Source organism: Clostridium grantii DSM 8605 (genome assembly GCF_900129965.1).
GTDB lineage: Bacteria > Bacillota > Clostridia > Clostridiales > Clostridiaceae > Clostridium_AF > Clostridium_AF grantii.
Genome location: NZ_FQXM01000028.1, coordinates 13,375 through 33,115, shown reverse-complemented (window position 1 = coordinate 33,115; position 19,741 = coordinate 13,375). Strand labels below are relative to the sequence as shown.

The 19,741-nt window shown below is 29.1% G+C and carries 18 protein-coding genes and 1 riboswitch; of the genes, 15 read left to right on the top strand and 3 right to left on the bottom strand.

The window, feature by feature from the left end:
• Positions 1-14 precede the first annotated feature (14 nt).
• Positions 15-1,805, bottom strand: coding sequence for a GGDEF domain-containing protein (locus BUB83_RS17650; protein ID WP_242950706.1), 1,791 nt, complete (start codon positions 1,803-1,805; stop codon positions 15-17).
• Between the two features lie 299 nt (positions 1,806-2,104).
• A riboswitch (purine riboswitch) is annotated at positions 2,105-2,202 on the top strand.
• Between the two features lie 150 nt (positions 2,203-2,352).
• On the opposite strand from BUB83_RS17650, the gene guaB reads away from it, so the two are divergent.
• The 8 genes from guaB to BUB83_RS17615 all read left to right on the top strand — a co-directional run bounded on the left by guaB (position 2,353) and on the right by BUB83_RS17615 (position 9,285).
• A complete protein-coding gene (guaB, locus tag BUB83_RS17645; protein WP_073340261.1) occupies positions 2,353-3,807 on the top strand; it encodes an IMP dehydrogenase in 1,455 nt (484 codons plus the stop codon).
• Positions 3,808-3,902: 95 nt separating this feature from the next.
• Positions 3,903-5,435 (top strand): glutamine-hydrolyzing GMP synthase, encoded by a 1,533-nt coding sequence (gene guaA / locus BUB83_RS17640; protein ID WP_073340259.1) that lies wholly within the window; start codon positions 3,903-3,905, stop codon positions 5,433-5,435.
• Positions 5,436-5,655: 220 nt separating this feature from the next.
• Positions 5,656-6,018 (top strand): winged helix-turn-helix transcriptional regulator, encoded by a 363-nt coding sequence (locus tag BUB83_RS17635; protein WP_073340256.1) that lies wholly within the window; start codon positions 5,656-5,658, stop codon positions 6,016-6,018.
• 189 nt (positions 6,019-6,207) lie between these two features.
• Positions 6,208-7,044 carry an ABC transporter substrate-binding protein gene (locus tag BUB83_RS17630; protein ID WP_073340253.1) on the top strand — a complete coding sequence of 279 codons (837 nt, stop codon included), beginning with the start codon at positions 6,208-6,210 and terminating at the stop codon, positions 7,042-7,044.
• The gene (locus BUB83_RS17625; RefSeq protein ID WP_143160587.1) at positions 6,950-7,813 is read left to right on the top strand and encodes an amino acid ABC transporter permease; all 864 of its coding nucleotides are present in this window, start codon (positions 6,950-6,952) and stop codon (positions 7,811-7,813) included. The genes BUB83_RS17630 and BUB83_RS17625 overlap by 95 nt, the downstream gene beginning before the upstream one ends.
• Positions 7,810-8,160, top strand: coding sequence for an ATP-binding cassette domain-containing protein (locus tag BUB83_RS22805; protein ID WP_084133657.1), 351 nt, complete (start codon positions 7,810-7,812; stop codon positions 8,158-8,160). The genes BUB83_RS17625 and BUB83_RS22805 overlap by 4 nt, the downstream gene beginning before the upstream one ends.
• Positions 8,141-8,533, top strand: a complete 393-nt coding sequence (locus tag BUB83_RS22800; RefSeq protein WP_084133656.1) for an ATP-binding cassette domain-containing protein — start codon at positions 8,141-8,143, stop codon at positions 8,531-8,533. Before BUB83_RS22805 ends, BUB83_RS22800 begins: the two co-directional genes overlap by 20 nt.
• An 11-nt stretch (positions 8,534-8,544) precedes the next feature.
• Complete coding sequence (locus BUB83_RS17615; protein WP_073340250.1) at positions 8,545-9,285, top strand: 4Fe-4S binding protein; 741 nt, start codon at positions 8,545-8,547, stop codon at positions 9,283-9,285.
• Positions 9,286-9,326: 41 nt separating this feature from the next.
• Here the strand turns inward: BUB83_RS17615 and BUB83_RS17610 are convergent, their stop codons facing one another.
• Positions 9,327-9,656: a winged helix-turn-helix transcriptional regulator gene (locus BUB83_RS17610; protein ID WP_073340248.1), complete on the bottom strand. Its 330-nt coding sequence runs from the start codon at positions 9,654-9,656 to the stop codon at positions 9,327-9,329.
• A gap of 230 nt (positions 9,657-9,886) precedes the next feature.
• Here BUB83_RS17610 and BUB83_RS17605 point away from each other — a divergent pair, with 230 nt between their 5' ends.
• From BUB83_RS17605 to BUB83_RS17575, 7 genes are all read left to right on the top strand, one after another.
• Complete coding sequence (locus tag BUB83_RS17605) at positions 9,887-10,792, top strand: SIR2 family NAD-dependent protein deacylase (RefSeq protein ID WP_242950705.1); 906 nt, start codon at positions 9,887-9,889, stop codon at positions 10,790-10,792.
• A gap of 36 nt (positions 10,793-10,828) precedes the next feature.
• Complete coding sequence (locus tag BUB83_RS17600; RefSeq protein ID WP_073340245.1) at positions 10,829-11,644, top strand: protein-ADP-ribose hydrolase; 816 nt, start codon at positions 10,829-10,831, stop codon at positions 11,642-11,644.
• A 176-nt stretch (positions 11,645-11,820) separates the two neighbouring features.
• Positions 11,821-13,515, top strand: a complete 1,695-nt coding sequence (locus tag BUB83_RS17595) for an AAA family ATPase (protein ID WP_073340243.1) — start codon at positions 11,821-11,823, stop codon at positions 13,513-13,515.
• 21 nt (positions 13,516-13,536) lie between these two features.
• The gene (locus BUB83_RS17590) at positions 13,537-14,526 is read left to right on the top strand and encodes a Gfo/Idh/MocA family protein (protein ID WP_084133655.1); all 990 of its coding nucleotides are present in this window, start codon (positions 13,537-13,539) and stop codon (positions 14,524-14,526) included.
• Between the two features lie 113 nt (positions 14,527-14,639).
• Positions 14,640-15,314 carry a CPBP family intramembrane glutamic endopeptidase gene (locus BUB83_RS17585; RefSeq protein WP_073340237.1) on the top strand — a complete coding sequence of 225 codons (675 nt, stop codon included), beginning with the start codon at positions 14,640-14,642 and terminating at the stop codon, positions 15,312-15,314.
• Positions 15,315-15,471: 157 nt separating this feature from the next.
• Entirely contained in the window at positions 15,472-16,818 is a 1,347-nt protein-coding gene (locus BUB83_RS17580; protein ID WP_073340233.1) for a glucose-6-phosphate isomerase, read from the top strand.
• 145 nt (positions 16,819-16,963) lie between these two features.
• Entirely contained in the window at positions 16,964-17,404 is a 441-nt protein-coding gene (locus BUB83_RS17575) for a YaiI/YqxD family protein (RefSeq protein ID WP_073340230.1), read from the top strand.
• A 55-nt stretch (positions 17,405-17,459) separates the two neighbouring features.
• Here the strand turns inward: BUB83_RS17575 and pulA are convergent, their stop codons facing one another.
• On the bottom strand, positions 17,460-19,604 hold the full coding sequence (gene pulA, locus BUB83_RS17570) for a type I pullulanase (RefSeq protein WP_073340228.1): 2,145 nt from the start codon (positions 19,602-19,604) through the stop codon (positions 17,460-17,462).
• Positions 19,605-19,741: the final 137 nt, after the last annotated feature.

The following is a 19,741-nucleotide window of genomic DNA, read 5'->3' as shown; positions in this document are numbered from 1 at the left end:
AAAGTTTGATTTTATTATGCAGTACATTGTGAATTTTTAAGTTGGCCAATTTGAATAGTATGTATGTCATGTATATCTTTAAGTACTAAACTACTACCATTTATCATTTTTGCTTCTTTTTTTATAAGGCTAAGTTCTTTAGAAAGGGTTGAATGATTTAAGCCTTCAAAAGAACCGTTAAGTCCGGCGATAGATAATGAAGTTAGTTTGTATTCTTTTGTATTACCAGCTCTATCTAAGGAATAAAAAAAGCCTTTTTTTATATCTTCTTCTGAAAAAAAGTTAACGATATTAGTATCAAATTCTAGTAATAAATCAGTGCAGAAGGACATTGTTTTATCTTTATTTTCGTAAATCACACAAATAAAATCGTCACCACCGATATGCCCTATAAAGTATTCATCATTAGACAATTTGATTAATTGATTTTTTATTAAATTTGAGGTTAATTTAAGTATTTCGTCACCTTTTCTAAAACCATATGTATCATTAAAAGATTTAAAGTTATCTAAATCTAAATAAAGTACAGAGCATTGTCTATTATTATTTAAATTACTTAAACATTCCTCGATAAGTTTATTGCCCGGTAGACCAGTAAGTGGATTTAAGTCCTTGGCACGATTTTTTTCTAATTCTGTTGAATATAAAAGTAGATTTTTTATAGTAACTAAACCGTAGTAGTGATTATTTTTTGTAACAATAACACAATCATAAATACTGTGGGAATCCCTACTCATAGCTAAACTAGATACTTCATCAAGTGGAGTGTTGAAATCTACAATAAGTGGATTTTTGTCCATTAGCAAAGAAATTGGGCGTCCAGAAAAAACAGAATAACCATATTTTGCAGCAAATTTTTCATCAATCATATTTTTCATAATTAAGCCTACGGGAACCATATTATCTAAAATACAAACACCTTGAGAAGGACTTTTTTTTAAAACTTCCTGAACTCTCATACATTGTGTATTAGGGGATAATGGAGATTCCTTTGTGGCTATCTCTCCTATGTGATATTTTTTTTTGATGCCTAATGATTCTTTTAAATTATAGTTGGATATAAAATTTCTCATTTCGAAAATATCTGTTTCTAATAAAGGGGAAGGACGTTTAATATAGAAACCTTGTCCATAGTGAACACCCAATTTTATTAATGTCATAAGCTCTTCTTTGCATTCAATTCCCTCAGCAATAATTTTAATGTTTGAGGAATTAGCAAAAGTTATTAAAGATTTTAGCAAAGTTATTTTAAAAGCATCTTTATGGATGTTTCTAATTAAATCCATATCAATTTTTACAAAGTGAGGTTTAATTTCATAAAGTGTTTTTAATCCAGAATAGCCAGCACCAAAATCATCTAAAGCAATTTCGTAACCTTGATTTTTATAATTTTTTATTGTGTTGCTAAAACTAATATAATCTTGAATAAGAGTTTTTTCTGTTATTTCAAAAATAATTAAATTTGGAGAAATATTATTTGAAATCAGATATTCTTTGGTAAAACCTTTATTGAATTTCTCATCATTAATAATAGAAGGATCCACATTCAAGAAAAGAAATTTATCCAGATTATAATTTTTTGCGGTTTTTAAAGCGGTTATCCTACAAAGGGATTCTAACTCCCAAGATTTGTTATAGTGTCTTGCAGTAGAAAAAAGTTCTTCAGGAGATTCTAGTAAAGATCCTTTAGGTCCTCTGCTCAAAGCCTCATAGCCTAAGACAATTCCGTTTTTAAGAGAAATAATAGGTTGAAATACTGTAGTTACTAGTGAGTTATCAAGTATATTATTTAATTCTTTTAACAATATAGTCACATCCCATGTTAATTTATTGAATTTTACCAACATTATTTTACATTAAATTTAATATTAATATGTTTTTATTATACTAAGACTAGTGTTAAATCTAGATGAAAATCAGGTTAAAATTATGTTAAACTACAACAAATAATTATGAAAACGGAAACAATGAAATAAAAATTGCATAAATATTAAGTGGTGAAATATTACATGCATAAACAATTAATGATTGTGATAATCTTATTGCAATATTCATTATTTCCATTGACAAAACTGTCATAATAAAATAGAATATAAAATAATTAATTTAATTAAAGTTTTTCACTTGTATATCCCTTGAATAAGGCGAGGAGTATCTACCGAGAACCGTAAAATCTCGACTATAAGTGATTTTTATGCATATAAATGCATTGATTTCACTTACTTATCTTTAGTGAACAATGCTTTTTTTTGTTATCAAAATCTATATTTGTATTTTTGACATTTGAAAAAATCATACAGAACGTAAAAATGAATTTCTAAAATAAAACGATAAATTTGAGGAGGAAGTTTAATGGCAATTATATTGAAACAAGCTTATACATTTGATGATGTTCTTTTGGTACCTAACAAATCAGAGGTATTACCTAAAGAGGTAACTTTAAAAACTAATTTAACTAAAAAAATAACTTTAAACATACCTTTAATAAGTGCAAGTATGGATACAGTAACTGAAGCAAAAATGGCAATAGAAATGGCTCGTGAAGGTGGAATTGGAGTTATTCACAAGAATATGAGTATTGAGAGACAAGCAAGCGAAGTAGATAGAGTTAAAAGACAAGAAAATGGAGTTATTACAAATCCTTTCTTTCTTTCACCAGACAACACTATAGAAGAAGCTAATGGATTAATGGCTAAATATAGAATCTCAGGCGTTCCAATATGTGTAGAAGGTAAATTAGTTGGAATAATAACAAACAGAGATATTTTATTTGAAACAGATTTTTCTCAAAAAATAGATAATTTAATGACAAAAGAAAATTTAGTTACGGCTGAAGAAAACACTACTTTAGATGAAGCAAAAGAATTATTGAAAAAACATAAAATTGAAAAACTACCTTTAGTGGATAAAGATAATAATCTTAAAGGATTAATAACAATAAAAGATATTGAAAAAGTAAGATTATTTCCTAATGCGGCAAAAGACTCTCAAGGAAGATTGTTATGTGGAGCAGCTGTAGGAGTAACTGTTGATATGATGGACAGAGTAGATGCTTTAGTTAAGGTTAATGTAGATGTTATAACTATTGATACAGCCCATGGGCATTCAAGAGGAGTTATAGAAGCTGTAAAAAAAGTTAAGTCAGTTTATCCTGATTTGCAAATTATTGCAGGAAATATTGCAACAGCAGAAGCTACAAAAGATTTAATAGAAGCGGGTGCAGATTGCATAAAAGTAGGTATTGGTCCAGGATCTATTTGCACAACAAGAGTTGTTGCTGGAGTAGGTGTTCCACAATTGACAGCAGTTATGGATTGCGTAGAAGAAGCAAATCAACATGGTATTCCTGTAATCGCAGATGGTGGAATTAAATATTCAGGAGATGTAGTTAAAGCGCTAGCAGCAGGAGCAAAAGTTGTAATGATGGGTTCACTTTTAGCAGGTTGTGCAGAAGCTCCAGGAGAAGTTGAAATTTATCAAGGAAGAAGTTATAAAGTATACAGAGGAATGGGATCTTTAGCTGCAATGGCAGAGGGAAGTAAAGATAGATATTTCCAAGAAGATGAAAAGAAATTAGTGCCAGAAGGAGTAGAAGGAAGAATACCATTTAAAGGGCCAGTACAAGATACATTGTTTCAATTAGTTGGTGGAATTCGTTCAGGTATGGGATACTTAGGTTCAAGAACTTTAGAAGATTTATTTAACACTGCAACTTTTGTAACGCAAACTGCATCTGGATTAAGAGAAAGTCATCCTCATGATATATCAATTACAAAGGAAGCACCGAATTATAGTGTAAATGCTTAAAAGTTTGAATAGTCATTTTTATAAATATACTATAGTATAGTATAATAAAAGTGTATTTATTTTATATGGTAAAATAATCAACACAGGAGGAAAACATGGAAAACGAATTGGTTTTGGTAATTGATTTTGGTGGGCAATATAACCAACTTATAGCGAGAAGAGTAAGGGAACATGGTGTATATTGTGAGATTATACCTTATACTTATACAGTAGAAAAAATTAAAGCGAAAAATCCTAAAGGTATTATATTTACAGGAGGACCTAGCAGTGTTTACGGAGAAAAAACTCCAAAAGTAGATAAAGAGGTTTTCGAATTAGGAGTACCTGTTTTAGGTATTTGTTATGGTCATCAATTAGCAGCTCATATGTTAGGCGGAGTTGTTAAAAGCCCTGATATTAGAGAATATGGAAAGAAAGATGTAGAGTTAGATACTTCTTCTCAATTACTAAAAGGCTTAAATGCAAAAGACCAATCTTGGATGAGTCATACAGACTATGTAGCAGAAGTTCCAGCAGGATTTAAAGTTATTGCTAGTACGGATCAATGTCCGGTAGCAGCTATGGAAAATACTGAAAAAAGAATTTATGGAGTTCAATTCCACCCAGAAGTTGAGCATACTTTATTCGGTCAAAAGATGTTAGGTAATTTCCTTTTTGATATTTGTAAAGTAAAAGGCGATTGGTCAATGGCGACTTTTGCAGAAAATAAAATAGCTGAGATCAAAGCTTTAGTTGGAGATAAAAAAGTTTTATGTGCTTTATCAGGTGGAGTTGACTCTTCAGTTGCAGCGGTAATGGTACACAAAGCTATTGGTAAGAACTTGACTTGTGTATTTGTTGACCATGGTCTTTTAAGAAAAGATGAGGGAGACCAAGTTGAAACTATATTTAAAAAACAATTTGATATGAATTTAATTAGAGTTAACGCTGAAGATAGATTCTTAGGAAAATTAAAAGGTGTTAGTGACCCAGAAACTAAAAGAAAAATCATTGGTGAAGAATTTATAAGAGTATTTGAAGAAGAATCAAATAAGCTTGGACAGCTAGACTTCTTAGTTCAAGGAACTATCTATCCAGATGTTGTTGAAAGTGGAACCGATACATCTGCAACTATTAAAAGTCACCATAATGTTGGTGGATTGCCTGAAGATATGCATTTTGAGCTAATTGAACCTTTAAGAGAATTATTTAAAGATGAAGTTAGAGCAGTTGGTGAAGAATTAGGTATTCCTCATAAATTAGTATGGAGACAGCCATTTCCAGGTCCAGGACTTGCAATTAGAGTTCTTGGAGAGATTACTGATGAAAAATTATTCATCACAAGAGAAGCAGATGCAATATATAGAGAAGAAATTGCAAATGCAGGACTTGATGAATCAATATGGCAATACTTTGCTTGTCTACCAAATATACAATCTGTTGGAGTTATGGGAGATGAAAGAACATACTGCCATACTATAGCTTTAAGAGCTGTTACATCTTCAGATGCAATGACTGTTGATTGGGCTAGAATACCTTATGAAGTACTAGATACAGTGTCTAGAAGAATAGTAAATGAAGTTAAAGGCGTAAATAGAATTGTGTATGATGTAACATCTAAGCCACCTGCAACTATAGAGTGGGAATAAGAATAAAAAGCTCAAAACCTTTTTTAAATAGGTTTTGAGCTTTTTATTCGTAGCATTACTTTACTTTTTAAACCTATCATATAAAAATATCAGTACTTGTAATATGTATTGTTGAAGTATATAATTTAGATAATTACTATATATACTATAAAACAATATGATGGTAGATTTAGTTTATCAAAGAAGAGAAATTAGAATTTAACGATTTAAGGAGGACACAATGAAGGATAATTTGGAAAAACGTAATTATCATTGCCATGTTGAATTAACATTAGATATTATTGGTGGTAAGTGGAAGCCAGTTATACTTTTTTATATTGGTAAAAATGGTGTTATTCGATATGGTGAGCTAAAAAAAGAAATTCCTAATATTAATGAGCGAATGTTAACTAGACAATTAAGAGAACTTGAATCTGATCAACTTATTCATAGGGAAGTATATAGAGAAGTGCCACCTAAGGTAGAATATTCTTTAACTAGTATGGGGGAAACATTAACACCTATTTTAAATCAATTGGGATCTTGGGGTGTAAATTACAATCAAAAATTTAATATTGCAGATTTAGATTTAAAGGAAGAATAGCTGAAAAGCTATTTTTTTTATCTATAAAAATACTTATGCATATAGTATCTAAAAGATACTATAATACCAACTGGTGCCTATACCACTTTGAAGTGCGTTCTTTAAACAGATATGGACATGTAGTAATATGTAATTATAAACAGGAGAGGCCACTTGAAATTAAATTGATAAAGATAGGAGATAAATAATATGAAAAAAATAGCATCAATAATATTAACAGGGGTATTGATAACGGGGATCTTAACAGGATGTGATTTATCATCTGCTAAAAGTGATGATCAAATATTAAAGGTAGCTATAGATTTAAAATATCCTCCATTTATGTATGTAGATGATAAAGGAGATCCAGCGGGTTTAGAGGTAGATTTAGCTTATGCACTTGGAGAATATATGGGACAAGAAGTTGAAATAGTAAATACAGATTTTTCAATGTTAATTCCTTCTTTAGAAACAGGGGAATCAGATATAGTGATTAGTGATATGACAGTAAATGATGAAAGAAAACAAAAGGTGGATTTTTCAGAGGGATATCGTTATGGGAGAACTTTAGCCCTAGTAAATAAAGAATTTTACGAGAATAACAATATTTCAGATGATATGTCTGTTGAGGACTTTTTTAAATTAGATGGAATTAAATCAATAGGTTTATCAGGAACAATTTCAGTTAGTGTGCCACAAAAATATGGTGTAGATGTGACTGAGATAACAGAAATTGCTTCTGGAATAATGGAAGTAACATCTGGAAATTATAATGTTTTAGTTGGTGCAAATACAGTTATTGGTGACCATGCTGCAAACAAAGAAACTACAGAAATTTATTCTGGAATTCCAGAGTATTTTACTTCTGCATTTGCAGTAAAAAAAGGTAATACTGAATTATTAGAGAAAGCAAATGAATTTATAGCTACATTATATGAGAAGGGCGGTTTATATGAACAACTTGCAAGTAAATACAACGACGAAGTTGGAGAATTCCTCAAAGATAAATCACTTGGACTTGAGTACATCGTCAATAAACCAGAATAAGAAAAACATTAAAATTGTTAATAAAAAAGATACAGGTATAAATGGCGAATTGATCCAAAAAATATTAGCATATGTTATTGTTATTATAGCATTTGGAATTATATTATTTACGGCAACTGATAATTTAAGGTATGATTTGATATTAAAAGAAATGAATTTACTAGTGAATGCTTTATATACAACTTTATGGGTAAGTGTGCTTACATTAATAATTAGTATGGTATCAGGTTTTATGTTTTATGTATTTATGAATAGTGAAAATGCATTTTTGAGAACAATCACAAATTTAATGAAAGAAATAGTAATGGGAACACCATTATTAGTTATGATATTTTTAGTTGTTTATGTTTTAGGTGTAAGATTAGGAATCAATGAAAAATTAGCATTAGGAATATTGGCATTAACATGTTACATGACCCCTTATATTGCTAATGCATATGAAACCGCTAGTGCAGTTGTTGATGAAGATCAATATACGGTAATGAATTTATATCACTTTAATGGATGGCAAAAATATAGATATATAATTATTCCTCAAATGATTAAGCCTTTAATTCCATCTATGATAAATAATTTATCTAGTATAATTAAAGGTTCAGCGTTACTAAAAATAGTATCTGTTTCAGAAATATCTTATATAATAACAGTTATTTCTAACAAAAGTTATGCTGCTATTGAAGGTTATTTAGTAATGTGGGTTATGTATTTAATTATTACAATACCCCTGTCGTTACTTGCTAGATATGTTGGAAGGAGATTTTCAGTATGAAGATAGAGTTAAACAATGTGTACAAAACATATGAGGATAAATTAATATTAAAAAATCTGAATATAAATATTTCTAATATAACTTCTCTTGGAATTATTGGGGAGTCAGGCTGTGGTAAATCAACACTTTTGCGTCAGCTATCTGGAATAGAAACAATTGATGAAGGTACAATTGAAGTGAATGATGTGAAATTAGTAGAAAATCATTTGAAAGAGTATCAGGACAAAATAGGATATGTATTTCAAAAACATAATCTTTTCCCACATATGTCTATAAAGAATAATATTCTTTTAATATTAGAAAAGATAAAGAAAATGGATAAAAAAAATGTTGAAAAAACATGTTGAAAAAACATGTGATGAAGTTTTAGCAAAGTTTCATCTTACTGATATAGCAAATCAAAATCCTAACAAAGTATCTGGAGGTCAAGCTCAAAGAGCTTCCATAGCAAGAGCTTTCGTTACCAAACCTGAATTGATATTCTTAGATGAACCAACAGCAGCACTTGACCCAATTCTTACAAAAGAAGTTTTAGAGTCAGTTCAGATATTAAAAAATAATGGAACTGAATTTGTATTTGTTACTCATGAAATGGAATTTCTAAAAAAGTTTGCTGATTATTTTATATTTATGGATAAAGGCGAAATTATTGAATTTGGTAGTATGGATTGTTTAAATAATCCTGAAAGTGAAAAATTAAAAAAATTTATGAATAGATAGGGAGAGTAGATATGTTAAGTACAAAGAAAATATTTGAAAAATTTGAAGCGCTTAGCGCATATACATTTACAACTATAGATGGAGAATATCCAGAAACAAGGATAGCACATTTTTTAACTTATGATGATGAGGGATTATATTTTCAAACTATGAAAGTTAAGCCTTTTTATTGTCAATTAAAGAAAACAAATAAAGTTGCAGCATGCTCACTAGTTGCTGATAGTGTTGCAGCAACTCATGATGAAGATGGACTACCAGACTTTCCAGAAGGATTTTTTATTAAAATAAGTGGAGATGTTAGAGAATTATCCTTTGAAGAATTAACAAAAAAATCAGAGAATGATTCTAAATTTTTAGCACTAGTTAATGATATTGAAAGGTATCCTACTATGACAACTTTTATATTGTATAGATATAAAGGAGAACTGTATGATTATGATTTTGCAAAAAAGAATCGTGACCATAAATTAGAGCGTGAACGTTTTTCCTTTGGAGGTATGAATCAAATAGAACCAGGATTTAAAATCCAATCAGATAAATGTATAGCTTGTGATAGTTGTTTTAAAGCATGTACGTTTGATGCAATTATACCAGGAGAAAAGTATTCAATAAATAGTAGTCGTTGTGATGAGTGTGGCTCTTGTTACAGTATATGTCCAGTAAATGCTGTTATAGCTAAGACACCAATGGATGAAGAATATAGAAAAGAATGTGGAAAAAAAATTAGAAAGTATATGAGTAGTAGTAAATAACAAAAACCCATTACAATTGCTTTCATTGTAATGGATTTTTGTTATACTATGTTATTTTGTTTAAATTCTTCACCCCAGGTTGCTAATGTATCTAAAATAGGTTTTAAGCTACGTCCAGTGTTAGTTAGTGAATACTCAACTTTCGGTGGAATGACAGGATATATTTTTCGTGATAATAAACCATCTTTCTCCATGTCTCTAAGCTGACTAGTAAGAACCTTTTGTGTTATACCTGTAACTGAGCGCATTAATTCATTAAAACGCATAGTTTCATTCATTAAATCTCTTAGGATCAATACTTTCCATTTGTTTCCTATGAGTAATAGTGTTGCTTCAACAGGACATTCTGGCATTTTTTTGTTTGTGCCCATACATAACCTCCCAGTATATTTATAGATGTATATTTGAAAAGATACCATGATGTTATTGTATGTTATTATAGAAAAAAGTTCAATAAAAAAATATATAGTTATGCTCACAAGCCATTAGTGCTGGCGACGTTGTCGCATCACAGGACGAAGGAATATCTCATGTGCGATATTACATAAAAAGTGAATTTAACTTTAAGCGAAGCTAATTATTATAGGAGGAGGCAAATGATTTGGAAATAATAAATATGTTTAATAGAGGAAATAGAAAAATTGAAAATGATGTAAAAGTTAATAGCACAACTAGTGGTGGGGATAATTATGAGAGAATAAAAGAGTTAATAAAAGATGCTGATGCTGTAATAATTGGTGCAGGTGCAGGTCTTTCAACATCTGCAGGATTACAATATGGTGGCGAAAGATTTGAGAGTAATTTTAAAGAACATATTAATAAATATGGATTGACAGATATGTATTCATCAGCTTTTTATCCTTTTAAAACGCAGGAAGAAAAATGGTCCTATTGGAGTAAACACATTTCAATTAATAGATATGAGTTTAAGGAAAATGGTGTATATAGAAATTTGAAAGAAATAGTAAAGGATAAAGAATATTTTGTTTTAACAACTAATGGAGACCATCTATTTTATAGGTCAGGGTTTGATTCTAATAGAATTTTTGCCACTCAAGGTGATTATGGGTTATTACAATGTGCTAAGGCTTGTCATTATAAATTATATGATAATGAAGATATTGTTTATGAGATGATTGAAAAGCAAAAAGATTTTAAAATACCTTCAGAGTTAATTCCTAAATGTCCTGTTTGTGGTGGAGACATGGAAGTAAATCTTCGTAAAGATAATTATTTTATTCAAGATGAAAATTGGAATGTGGCTTTTGAAAATTATGAAAACTTTGTATCCAAACATAAAAAAGATAAGGTTGTTTTTATTGAATTAGGGGTAGGTATGAATACACCTTCAATAATAAAATATCCATTTTGGCAAATGACAAATTCATGGCCCAATGCTACCTATGTTACTATTAATAAAGGGCAAGCTTATGCTCCAAATGAAATTAAAGATAAATCAATTTGTGTGGATGATGATATTAAATTAGCTATAAATAAAATACTTTAGTTTAGAGATAGGAATAAGGGGAAAGGAATAAATAAAATGAAATATGATGAAAAATTAGATTTTTTAATAAATACTTTGATTTCTGAATCTAAACAGTATCAAAATATTGACATAAATAAATTTGAGGATAAAAGAGTTTTATTACGTTCTTTAATGAACGCAAGATTACCAAAATCAATTTCTAAAGAGTTTCTAGATGTACAAAATGATTTTTTAAGGGACGAGGTAATAAATAAAGGAGTAGTTAAATTAAATGATATTAAAACTATTAAAGAAGAATTTAACTCTAAAAATGAATTTGCCAGTAAAATTTCAATATGGCAAGGAGATATTACAAGGCTACAGGTTGGAGCAATTGTAAATGCAGCAAATTCGCAAATGTTAGGGTGTTTTATCCCATGTCATAAATGTATAGATAATGCAATTCACTCAGTAGCAGGTGTTCAATTAAGAGAAGTCTGTAATGAATACATGCAGCAAAAGAGAGTATATAATGGAGATTATGTTGAATCAACTGGCTCTGCAATGTTAACAAAAGCTTTTAATCTTCCAAGTGAATATGTATTGCATACTGTAGGTCCTATTGTAGGGAACAAATTAAATGATTCGCTAAGACAACATTTAAAGAATTGTTATAAATCATGTTTAACACTAGCTTTAGAAAAGGGAATTAAGTCAATTGCCTTTTGTTGTATCTCCACAGGTGAATTTAGATTCCCTAATGAAGAAGCAGCAAAAATAGCTTTTGAAGCTGTTAAGGGATTTATGAAGCAGAATGGTGAAAATTTTGACCGTATTATTTTTAATGTTTTTAAAGATGTTGATTATGATATTTATAAAAATTTACTATAAATTATTTTATAAAATACTACTTTTAAAGTAGTATTTTTTTCTAATCAATATTTACTAACATAGTCAATATAGAAAAAAATTGATGTTCAAGAAAAAAGGATACGTTGTTTAACTTATAGTAATTGGGTATAATTATAATAAGGTTTATAAATTGTTTTAAAAGGTAGGTGGTATGGTTGAAGAAAATACCAATAGGAATAAGTGACTTTAAGAAGCTTAAAGACGAAGATTATCTATTTATTGATAAGTCTTTACTAATAAAGGAGTTTTGGGAAAGTGATGGAGAAACTGTTTTAGTACCAAGACCAAGAAGATTCGGTAAAACTCTTAATATGAGTATGATTAAATACTTTTTTGAAAACAGTAGTGAAGATAATGGTTACCTTTTTAAAGGGCTTAATATAGAAAATCATAAAAATATTATGGAACTTCAAGGTAAATATCCTGTTATATATCTGAGTTTTAAAGATGAAAAACACAGTACTTTCGAATATTTAAAAGAAGGTTTAAGTAGTGTATTTAGTAAACTCTTCATTGAACATGAATACTGCTTAAATAACACTAAGATTCATAGTATAGATAAGGAATATTACAATTCTGTTATTAATAAAAAAGCCACAGTAATTGAATTAGGAAATGCTCTTAAAAATTTATCTCAATATATTTATAATTATTTTGAGCAAAGAGTGATAATTTTAGTGGATGAATATGATGTGCCTATTCAAGCAGCATACTTGAATAATTATTATACTGAAGCTATAGAATTTATGAGAAACTTACTTAGTGGAGCATTTAAAGATAATAATTCCTTACAAAAGGGAATGATTACAGGGATACTTAGAGTAGCTAGGGAATCAATTTTTTCAGGATTAAATAATCTTAAAGTTCAGAGTATATTAACATATAACCTAAGTGATAAATTTGGTTTTACAGAAAATGAAATTGAAAAGTTAGCTATGCAGTACAATATCAAAGAAGAATTAATAAACATTAAAGAATGGTATAATGGATACTTTTTTGGAGACACAATAATATATAATCCATGGTCTATATTAAATTATATATCAAATCCTAAAAATGGGTTAAGGCCTTATTGGGTTAATTCTAGTTCAAACGATTTAGTTAAAATTATATTATCCAAGAGTACAGCAGATGTTAAAGGTGATTTAGAAGAATTAATCTCAGGCAATAGTATATCCAAAACAATTGATGAAAACATAGTCATGGGCGACATTGAAAAATCAAGTAATAATTTATGGAGTTTTTTATTATTCACAGGCTATCTTAAGGCAAAAGAAGCTTATAGAAAAGAAGAATATATATTCTATGATTTAAGTATTCCTAACAAAGAAGTTAGAAGTCTTTATAAAAATATAGTAGAAAATTGGTTTTTAGATACAATCACAAAAAATAATTATGATATCATGATAAACAGCCTTATAATTGGGGATATTAAAACTTTCGGGAAGCTATTAAAGTTATTTGTTTTAAAAAGTATAAGCTACTTTGATGTTGGTGGATACGAAGGAGAAAAGGTTTATCATGCCTTTGTACTAGGCATGTTAATATCCTTAAATGATACCCATGAAGTTTTATCAAATAGAGAGAGTGGCTATGGTAGGTATGATGTAATGCTGATACCGGAAGATGTTTCTAAGCTAGGAATTGTTATAGAATTTAAGAAATTAGATCCTGATGATGAGGAAACATTAGAAGAAACAGCTGATATAGCTTTAAAGCAAATTTCAGACAAAAAATATACTACTACTTTAAAAAGTAAAGGAATAAGCAATATAAAAGAATTGGCTTTGATATTTAAAGGAAAAGAAATATACATTAAAGAAAGAAAAAATCATATTTGTTTAAAATAATATAAAGACGGAGGTATTATTATGAAAATAAAATGGGGTATTTTAGCACCAGGTGGTATTTCTCATTCATTTGTTAAAGGGCTTAAATCTCTTGAAGATGCAGAAATTTATGCAGTAGCATCAAGGTCTGAGGAAAGAGCAAAAGAATTTGGAGAGAAATATGATATTGAAAAATGTTATGGAAGTTATGAAGAACTTATTAATGATGAGCAAGTGGAAGTTATATATATAGCTACCCCGCATAATTTTCATAAAAAATACTCTATAGAATGTTTAAAAGCGGGTAAAGCTGTATTATGTGAAAAATCTGTAGCCATGAACACTGAAGAGCTAGAAGAAATATTAGCTTGTGCAAAACAAGAAAATGTATTTTTTATGGAAGCTATGTGGACTAGATTTTTACCTATTACAGAAAAAATAATAGAAATTATTAAAGAAGGAACCATTGGAGATATTAAAATGATGCGTACAGATTTTAGTTTTAATGCTCCTTATAAACCTGAGCAAAGATTGTTTAATGCTAAGTTAGCAGGAGGAGCACTTTTAGATGTTGGAATATACCCAATATCATATTCATCTATGTTTATTAATGGAGATGTAACTAATATCAAAAGCTCAGCTTATATTGGTGAAACAAATGTAGATGAGCAAGATAGCGCTTTATTAAGTTATGAAAATGGTGAAATGGCATCTTTAACCTTTGGCCTTATTACTGATGGATCAAAAGATTCATGGATAATAGGAACAAAAGGAAAAATATATATACCTAATTTTTGGTATGCTGAAAAAGCTGAAATCTATAAGGGTAATGAAAAAATTAAGGAAATCAATCTTCCACATAACGTTAATGGATATGAATATGAAGCACAAGAAGTTATGAGCTGTTTAAAAGATGGAAAAATAGAAAGTAGCAAAAGAACATGGAACGATACTCTTAAAGTTATGAAGATTATGGATAGCTTAAGAGAAGAGTGGAAACTAGAATATCCAACTGAAGCTTTTATAAAATAAACAAACATTAAGTATCGAATTTTTCGGTACTTTTTTTATGCAATAAATATTTAAAATATGGTAATATAAAAGAAAATTAGTAAAATATATTTCTATGAAAGGAAGTTACAATTATGAAAAAATATTTTGTGATTATTTCTACTATTTTGAGTTGTTTATTCTTATTTTTTATTGAACAAAATATAGGTGCTAGTTACATAGTAAAAACTATAACAAAAATAATATTATTCACTTTAGTACCTTATATTTATTTTAGATTTTATAAAAAGCAATCAATAAAAAAAGCTTTAAATTTGTCAGGGACAACAAAAAAGCATTTTAGTTTAGGTATGATTTTTGGTGTTCTAGCATTTGTCATAGTATTATTAGCATACTTTATTTTAAGAAGTTACATTGATATAGCTGCAATATCTTATGAAATGCAAACAAAATCTAAAATTACACCAGCTAACTTTATTTTAGTAGGTGCTTATATTACCTTCGGAAATTCATTCCTAGAAGAATTCTTCTTTAGAGGGTATGTGTTTTTGAATTTATATGAGATGGGATACCCTAAAATAGCTTATATTTTTTCAGCATTAGCTTTTGCCTTGTATCATTTAGCGATTTTTCGAACATGGTTTGATTTGCCTGTAATGATTCTTGCTTTATTTGGATTGATTTCAGTGGGAATTGTTTTTAATTGGTTAGATACAAAATCTAAAAACTTTATAAATTCTTGGATTCTTCACATATTAGCGGATAGTGCAATAATTCTAATAGGAATGAAAATGTTTGAAATAATTTAATAGTGTAAATGGTTACGTAAGTTGTTGAGTATAGAAATTTATGGTAAAATAATTTTTGTAGGCACTACACATACTATAATCGTAATAATAACTTGATTTATTGTGGTTAGTGATTTAAAATTTTTATATATTATATTAGTTATAGGGAGGTAGTAAAATGGGAATTAAATTGGATTTAACAAAAGCAAAACCATATTTAAACCAAAATGAAGTGGAGCAATTACAACCAATGGTAACAGCAGCACACAATATGTTACATGAAAAGACAGGTTCAGGTAATGACTTCTTAGGATGGATTGATTTACCTTTGAATTATGATAAAGTAGAATTTGATAGAATAAAAAAATCTGCAGAGAAAATCAAAAAGGATTCAGAAGTTCTAATTGTTATTGGAATTGGCGGTTCTTATTTAGGGGCTAGAGCGGCTATTGAAATGGTTACACATACTTTCCATAACTATATGCCAAGAGAAAACAAAAATGGAGTAACAATTCTTTATGCTGGAAATAATATTAGTTCTACATATATGGCTGATTTATTAGAACTTGTTAAAGATAAAGATTTTTCAATTAACGTTATATCTAAATCTGGAACAACTACTGAGCCAGCTATAGCTTTTAGAATATTCAAAGATTTAATAGAAAAAAGATATGGAAAAGAAGAAGCAAAATCAAGAATTTATGCTACAACTGATAAAGCTAGAGGTGCATTAAGAGAATTAGCTGATACTGAAGGGTATGAAACTTTCGTAATTCCTGATGATGTTGGTGGAAGATTCTCAGTTTTAACTCCAGTAGGATTACTTCCTATCGCAGCAGCAGGAGTAGATATTGATGAAATGATGAAGGGTGCTTTGGATGCTAGAGAAGAATATAGCACACCAGAGTTAGAAAAAAATGCGGCTTACCAATATGCAGCGGCTAGAACTGCTTTATATGCAAAGGGGAAAACTATTGAAATGATGGTTAACTTTGAGCCTTGCCTCCACTATATGGGCGAATGGTGGAAACAATTATATGGTGAAAGTGAAGGAAAAGATCAAAAGGGTATATTCCCAGCAGCAGCTGATTTTTCAACTGACCTTCATTCAATGGGGCAATACATTCAAGATGGAATGAGAAATTTATTTGAAACTCAATTAAATGTTGAAAAAGCAAGAAAATCAATTATCATCGAAGCTAACGAAGAAAACTTAGATGGTTTAAATTTCTTAGCAGGTAAAGATATGGATTTCGTTAATGATAGAGCATTTAATGGAACAGTACTTGCTCACGTAGATGGAGGAGTACCAAACCTTGTTATAACTATTCCAGAATTAACAGCTTATTATTTTGGATCATTAGTTTATTTCTTTGAAAAAGCTTGTGGAGTAAGTGGTTATATATTAGGAGTAAATCCGTTTGATCAACCAGGGGTTGAAGCTTACAAGAAAAATATGTTTGCTTTACTTGGAAAAGCAGGCTTTGAAGAGTTAAAAGCACAACTTGAAGGAAGACTAAAGTAATTTAGTTGACAGTTTACAATGGACAGTTAACAGTTATTGATGATTTTGTTCGAGAATCTTTGAATTAATTAAAAAAAGCTTTCGCTTATGCGGGAGCTTTACTTTATAAGGATCTGTTTTTATTAAAGAAAGTTTGGTGATAAATATGAGAATAATAGTAGATGCTGATGCTTGTCCGGGAAAAGTGTTTATTGAAAAAGCAGCTAGAGAAAATGGTATAGAGGTAATAATGTTTTGTGATTATAATCATATGTTAACTAGTGATTATAGCACTATAAGAGTTGTGGATAGTGGTTTTCAAAGTGTAGATATGAAAATTGTAAATGAAACAAAAGAAAATGATATAGTAATTAGCCAAGATTATGGTTTGGCAGCGATTATACTACCTAAAAAAGCTTTTGCTATTAGCCCAAAAGGATATATTTATGATGAAAGTAATATAGAAACCTTATTGGAGCAAAGGCATATATACGCAAAAATCAGAAAAGGTGGAGGGAAAACTACAAATCCAAAAAAAAGGACTGATGAGGATAATGCTAGGCTTTATAAGAATTTGTTGTATTTAATAAATAAGGGGAAAAAATAAAAAAAGCTTTCGCCAAAGCGAAAGCTCTTCTAAACTGTCAATTGTACACAGAATCTTAACCTTCATAGTAAACATTGGCACATAAAGAGCCAACATGAATAAAATCAGTTTCTTCAACTTTTATTGAGGTATTTCCGGAAGAATATTTATTAACTACTTGGTTCCAAGTGGCTTTATAAGGCAATTTTATATCCACACTGTGCTTATTTGGATTGTATATTACTAAAATATTCCTCCACTCATCTTTATTGGCATGATGCTTTATGAAAAAAGCCACTACATTTTCAGCTGTATTATTTATAAATTCTATGGAATTTCTTATAGAATCCGCAGTGGATAATCTAAAAGCAGGGTGATTCAATCTCAGTTCAATTAATCCTTTTGTGTATTCAAATACAGACTTAAAATCTGCTTTTCTATTCCAATCAATGGCATTAATATCATCTGGGGAATTATAACTATTTTCTACCCCTTTTTTAGTTCTACACAATTCAACTCCAGAGTGTAAAAATGGGACTCCTTGGCTTGTAATTAAAATAGCTAGAGCTAGTTTTACCATTTGAGTTTTATCATCAATATTAGAATTTGGAGAATTTAATTGAAATTTATCCCATAAAGTATGATTATCGTGGCAAGATATATAATTAATAGATTGATTAGGGGATAAAAACTTTTCAAAATCATCTTTATATTTTACAGAACCTACAACACAATTTCTAATTTGACTTTCTAAATACTGTTTTCCGTTAACATAGCCTTGGTCAGCAGGGTAAAAAATATTTCCTTTTAAAATGTCTCTAAAGTAATCATTGAAGAATCCTATGCTAGGAATTTCGTTAAAATTATTAGAGGAAGCTCTTTTGTTTAAAGGAAGGTTAGTATTTAAATCCCAGCCTTCACCATAAATAATTATAGTAGGATTGATTTTTTTTAATTCTTTGTGTATTTCTTTCATAGTATCTAAATCATGAATACCCATCAAATCAAATCTAAATCCGTCAATGTGGTATTCTTTAGCCCAGTGTACAAGAGAGTCTATAATAAATTTCCTCATCATTAAATTTTCAGAGGCAGTATCATTTCCACAACCAGTTCCATTAGAAGGCTCACCATTGTTATAATACCTAAAATAATAGCCAGGGAAAATACCATGAAAATTAGTTTCTTCTAGTTTAAATAAATGATTAAAAACTACATCCATTATTACGCCAATATTATTTTTATGAAAATGGTGAATCATTTTTTTTAATTCTTTAACTCTTAAATAAGGATTATAAGGATCTGTGCAGAAAGCTCCTTCGGTACAATTTAAATTAACAGGATCATAACCCCAATTATAGTCAATAGGATTCTTTTCATCTATACTACTATGGCTAAAATCATAAAAAGGCATAATTTGAACATGAGTAACCCCTAATTCTTTTATATGAGAAAAAGAAGTGCTTTGATTAAAAGAATTTAATGTATTATTCTCTGTTAAACCTAGGTATTTACCTTTATTTATTACAGAGCTATTTTTATCGTAGGTCATATCTCTAATGTTGATTTCATAGATAATTGTATCTGTATAGTTGGTGTATTTTGGACTTATATCATTTTTCCAATGGTCAGGATTAGTATTAGCAAAGTCGATAATTGCACCTCTTAAACCATTAACTCCAACTGAAAGAGCGTAAGGATCAACTACTTCAGAGATATTTCCGTAAATATTTATTTTAAAAGTATAAAAATAATTTTCTAGATTTTTATCTACAATTATTTTCCAAAGTCCTTTATGTTCACTCATTTTATATTCATGAGGAGTTTCTTTTACATCAGTATCGCCGCTATTGTAGATAAGTAATGAAACGGAACTAGCTGCTGGAGACCAAAGTTTAAATGAAGTTGAATTAGCACTTAATGTATAAAATAAATTTTCATCAGTAAAAAATCTTTTATTAAAATCTTCGGATTTATATAATTCAGTGTAAGAAATAGATAATTTATCATGATTATAAATAAGAAAACTTTTAAACTTTATATCAACTTCCTTGGCTAGTGTAACATTAAAGTAACCGTCATCAGTTAAAGTAATGCTAGAACCATCAATATAGGAATTGCCGTTTAGTATTTTAATTTTATTTAAATCTACATAATCTATATGGTGAAATTTTATGCGAATATTAGCGAAGTTTATCAGTATGGCATCTGAAATTCCCATTTGCATCCTCCTAAAGTAGTGAATGAATAATAATTCAATTTAATTATAAACTCATTTATTAAACAAGTCAAAAAATGTTAGTTAAATAGAAGAAAGTGTAATATAATTAAATTAAGATGAAAAAAATTTGGGTATAA

Excerpts from the sequence above, each read along its gene's own strand:
- guaB (WP_073340261.1), top strand. The coding sequence starts at position 2,353 with ATGGCAATTATATTGAAACAAGCTTATACATTTGATGATGTTCTTTTG.
- guaA (WP_073340259.1), top strand. The coding sequence starts at position 3,903 with ATGGAAAACGAATTGGTTTTGGTAATTGATTTTGGTGGGCAATATAAC.
- BUB83_RS17635 (WP_073340256.1), top strand. The coding sequence starts at position 5,656 with ATGAAGGATAATTTGGAAAAACGTAATTATCATTGCCATGTTGAATTA.
- BUB83_RS17630 (WP_073340253.1), top strand. The coding sequence starts at position 6,208 with ATGAAAAAAATAGCATCAATAATATTAACAGGGGTATTGATAACGGGG.
- BUB83_RS17625 (WP_143160587.1), top strand. The coding sequence starts at position 6,950 with ATGAACAACTTGCAAGTAAATACAACGACGAAGTTGGAGAATTCCTCA.
- BUB83_RS22805 (WP_084133657.1), top strand. The coding sequence starts at position 7,810 with ATGAAGATAGAGTTAAACAATGTGTACAAAACATATGAGGATAAATTA.
- BUB83_RS22800 (WP_084133656.1), top strand. The coding sequence starts at position 8,141 with ATGTTGAAAAAACATGTTGAAAAAACATGTGATGAAGTTTTAGCAAAG.
- BUB83_RS17615 (WP_073340250.1), top strand. The coding sequence starts at position 8,545 with ATGTTAAGTACAAAGAAAATATTTGAAAAATTTGAAGCGCTTAGCGCA.
- BUB83_RS17610 (WP_073340248.1), bottom strand. The coding sequence starts at position 9,656 with ATGGGCACAAACAAAAAAATGCCAGAATGTCCTGTTGAAGCAACACTA.
- BUB83_RS17600 (WP_073340245.1), top strand. The coding sequence starts at position 10,829 with ATGAAATATGATGAAAAATTAGATTTTTTAATAAATACTTTGATTTCT.
- BUB83_RS17590 (WP_084133655.1), top strand. The coding sequence starts at position 13,537 with ATGAAAATAAAATGGGGTATTTTAGCACCAGGTGGTATTTCTCATTCA.
- BUB83_RS17585 (WP_073340237.1), top strand. The coding sequence starts at position 14,640 with ATGAAAAAATATTTTGTGATTATTTCTACTATTTTGAGTTGTTTATTC.
- BUB83_RS17580 (WP_073340233.1), top strand. The coding sequence starts at position 15,472 with ATGGGAATTAAATTGGATTTAACAAAAGCAAAACCATATTTAAACCAA.
- BUB83_RS17575 (WP_073340230.1), top strand. The coding sequence starts at position 16,964 with ATGAGAATAATAGTAGATGCTGATGCTTGTCCGGGAAAAGTGTTTATT.
- pulA (WP_073340228.1), bottom strand. The coding sequence starts at position 19,604 with ATGGGAATTTCAGATGCCATACTGATAAACTTCGCTAATATTCGCATA.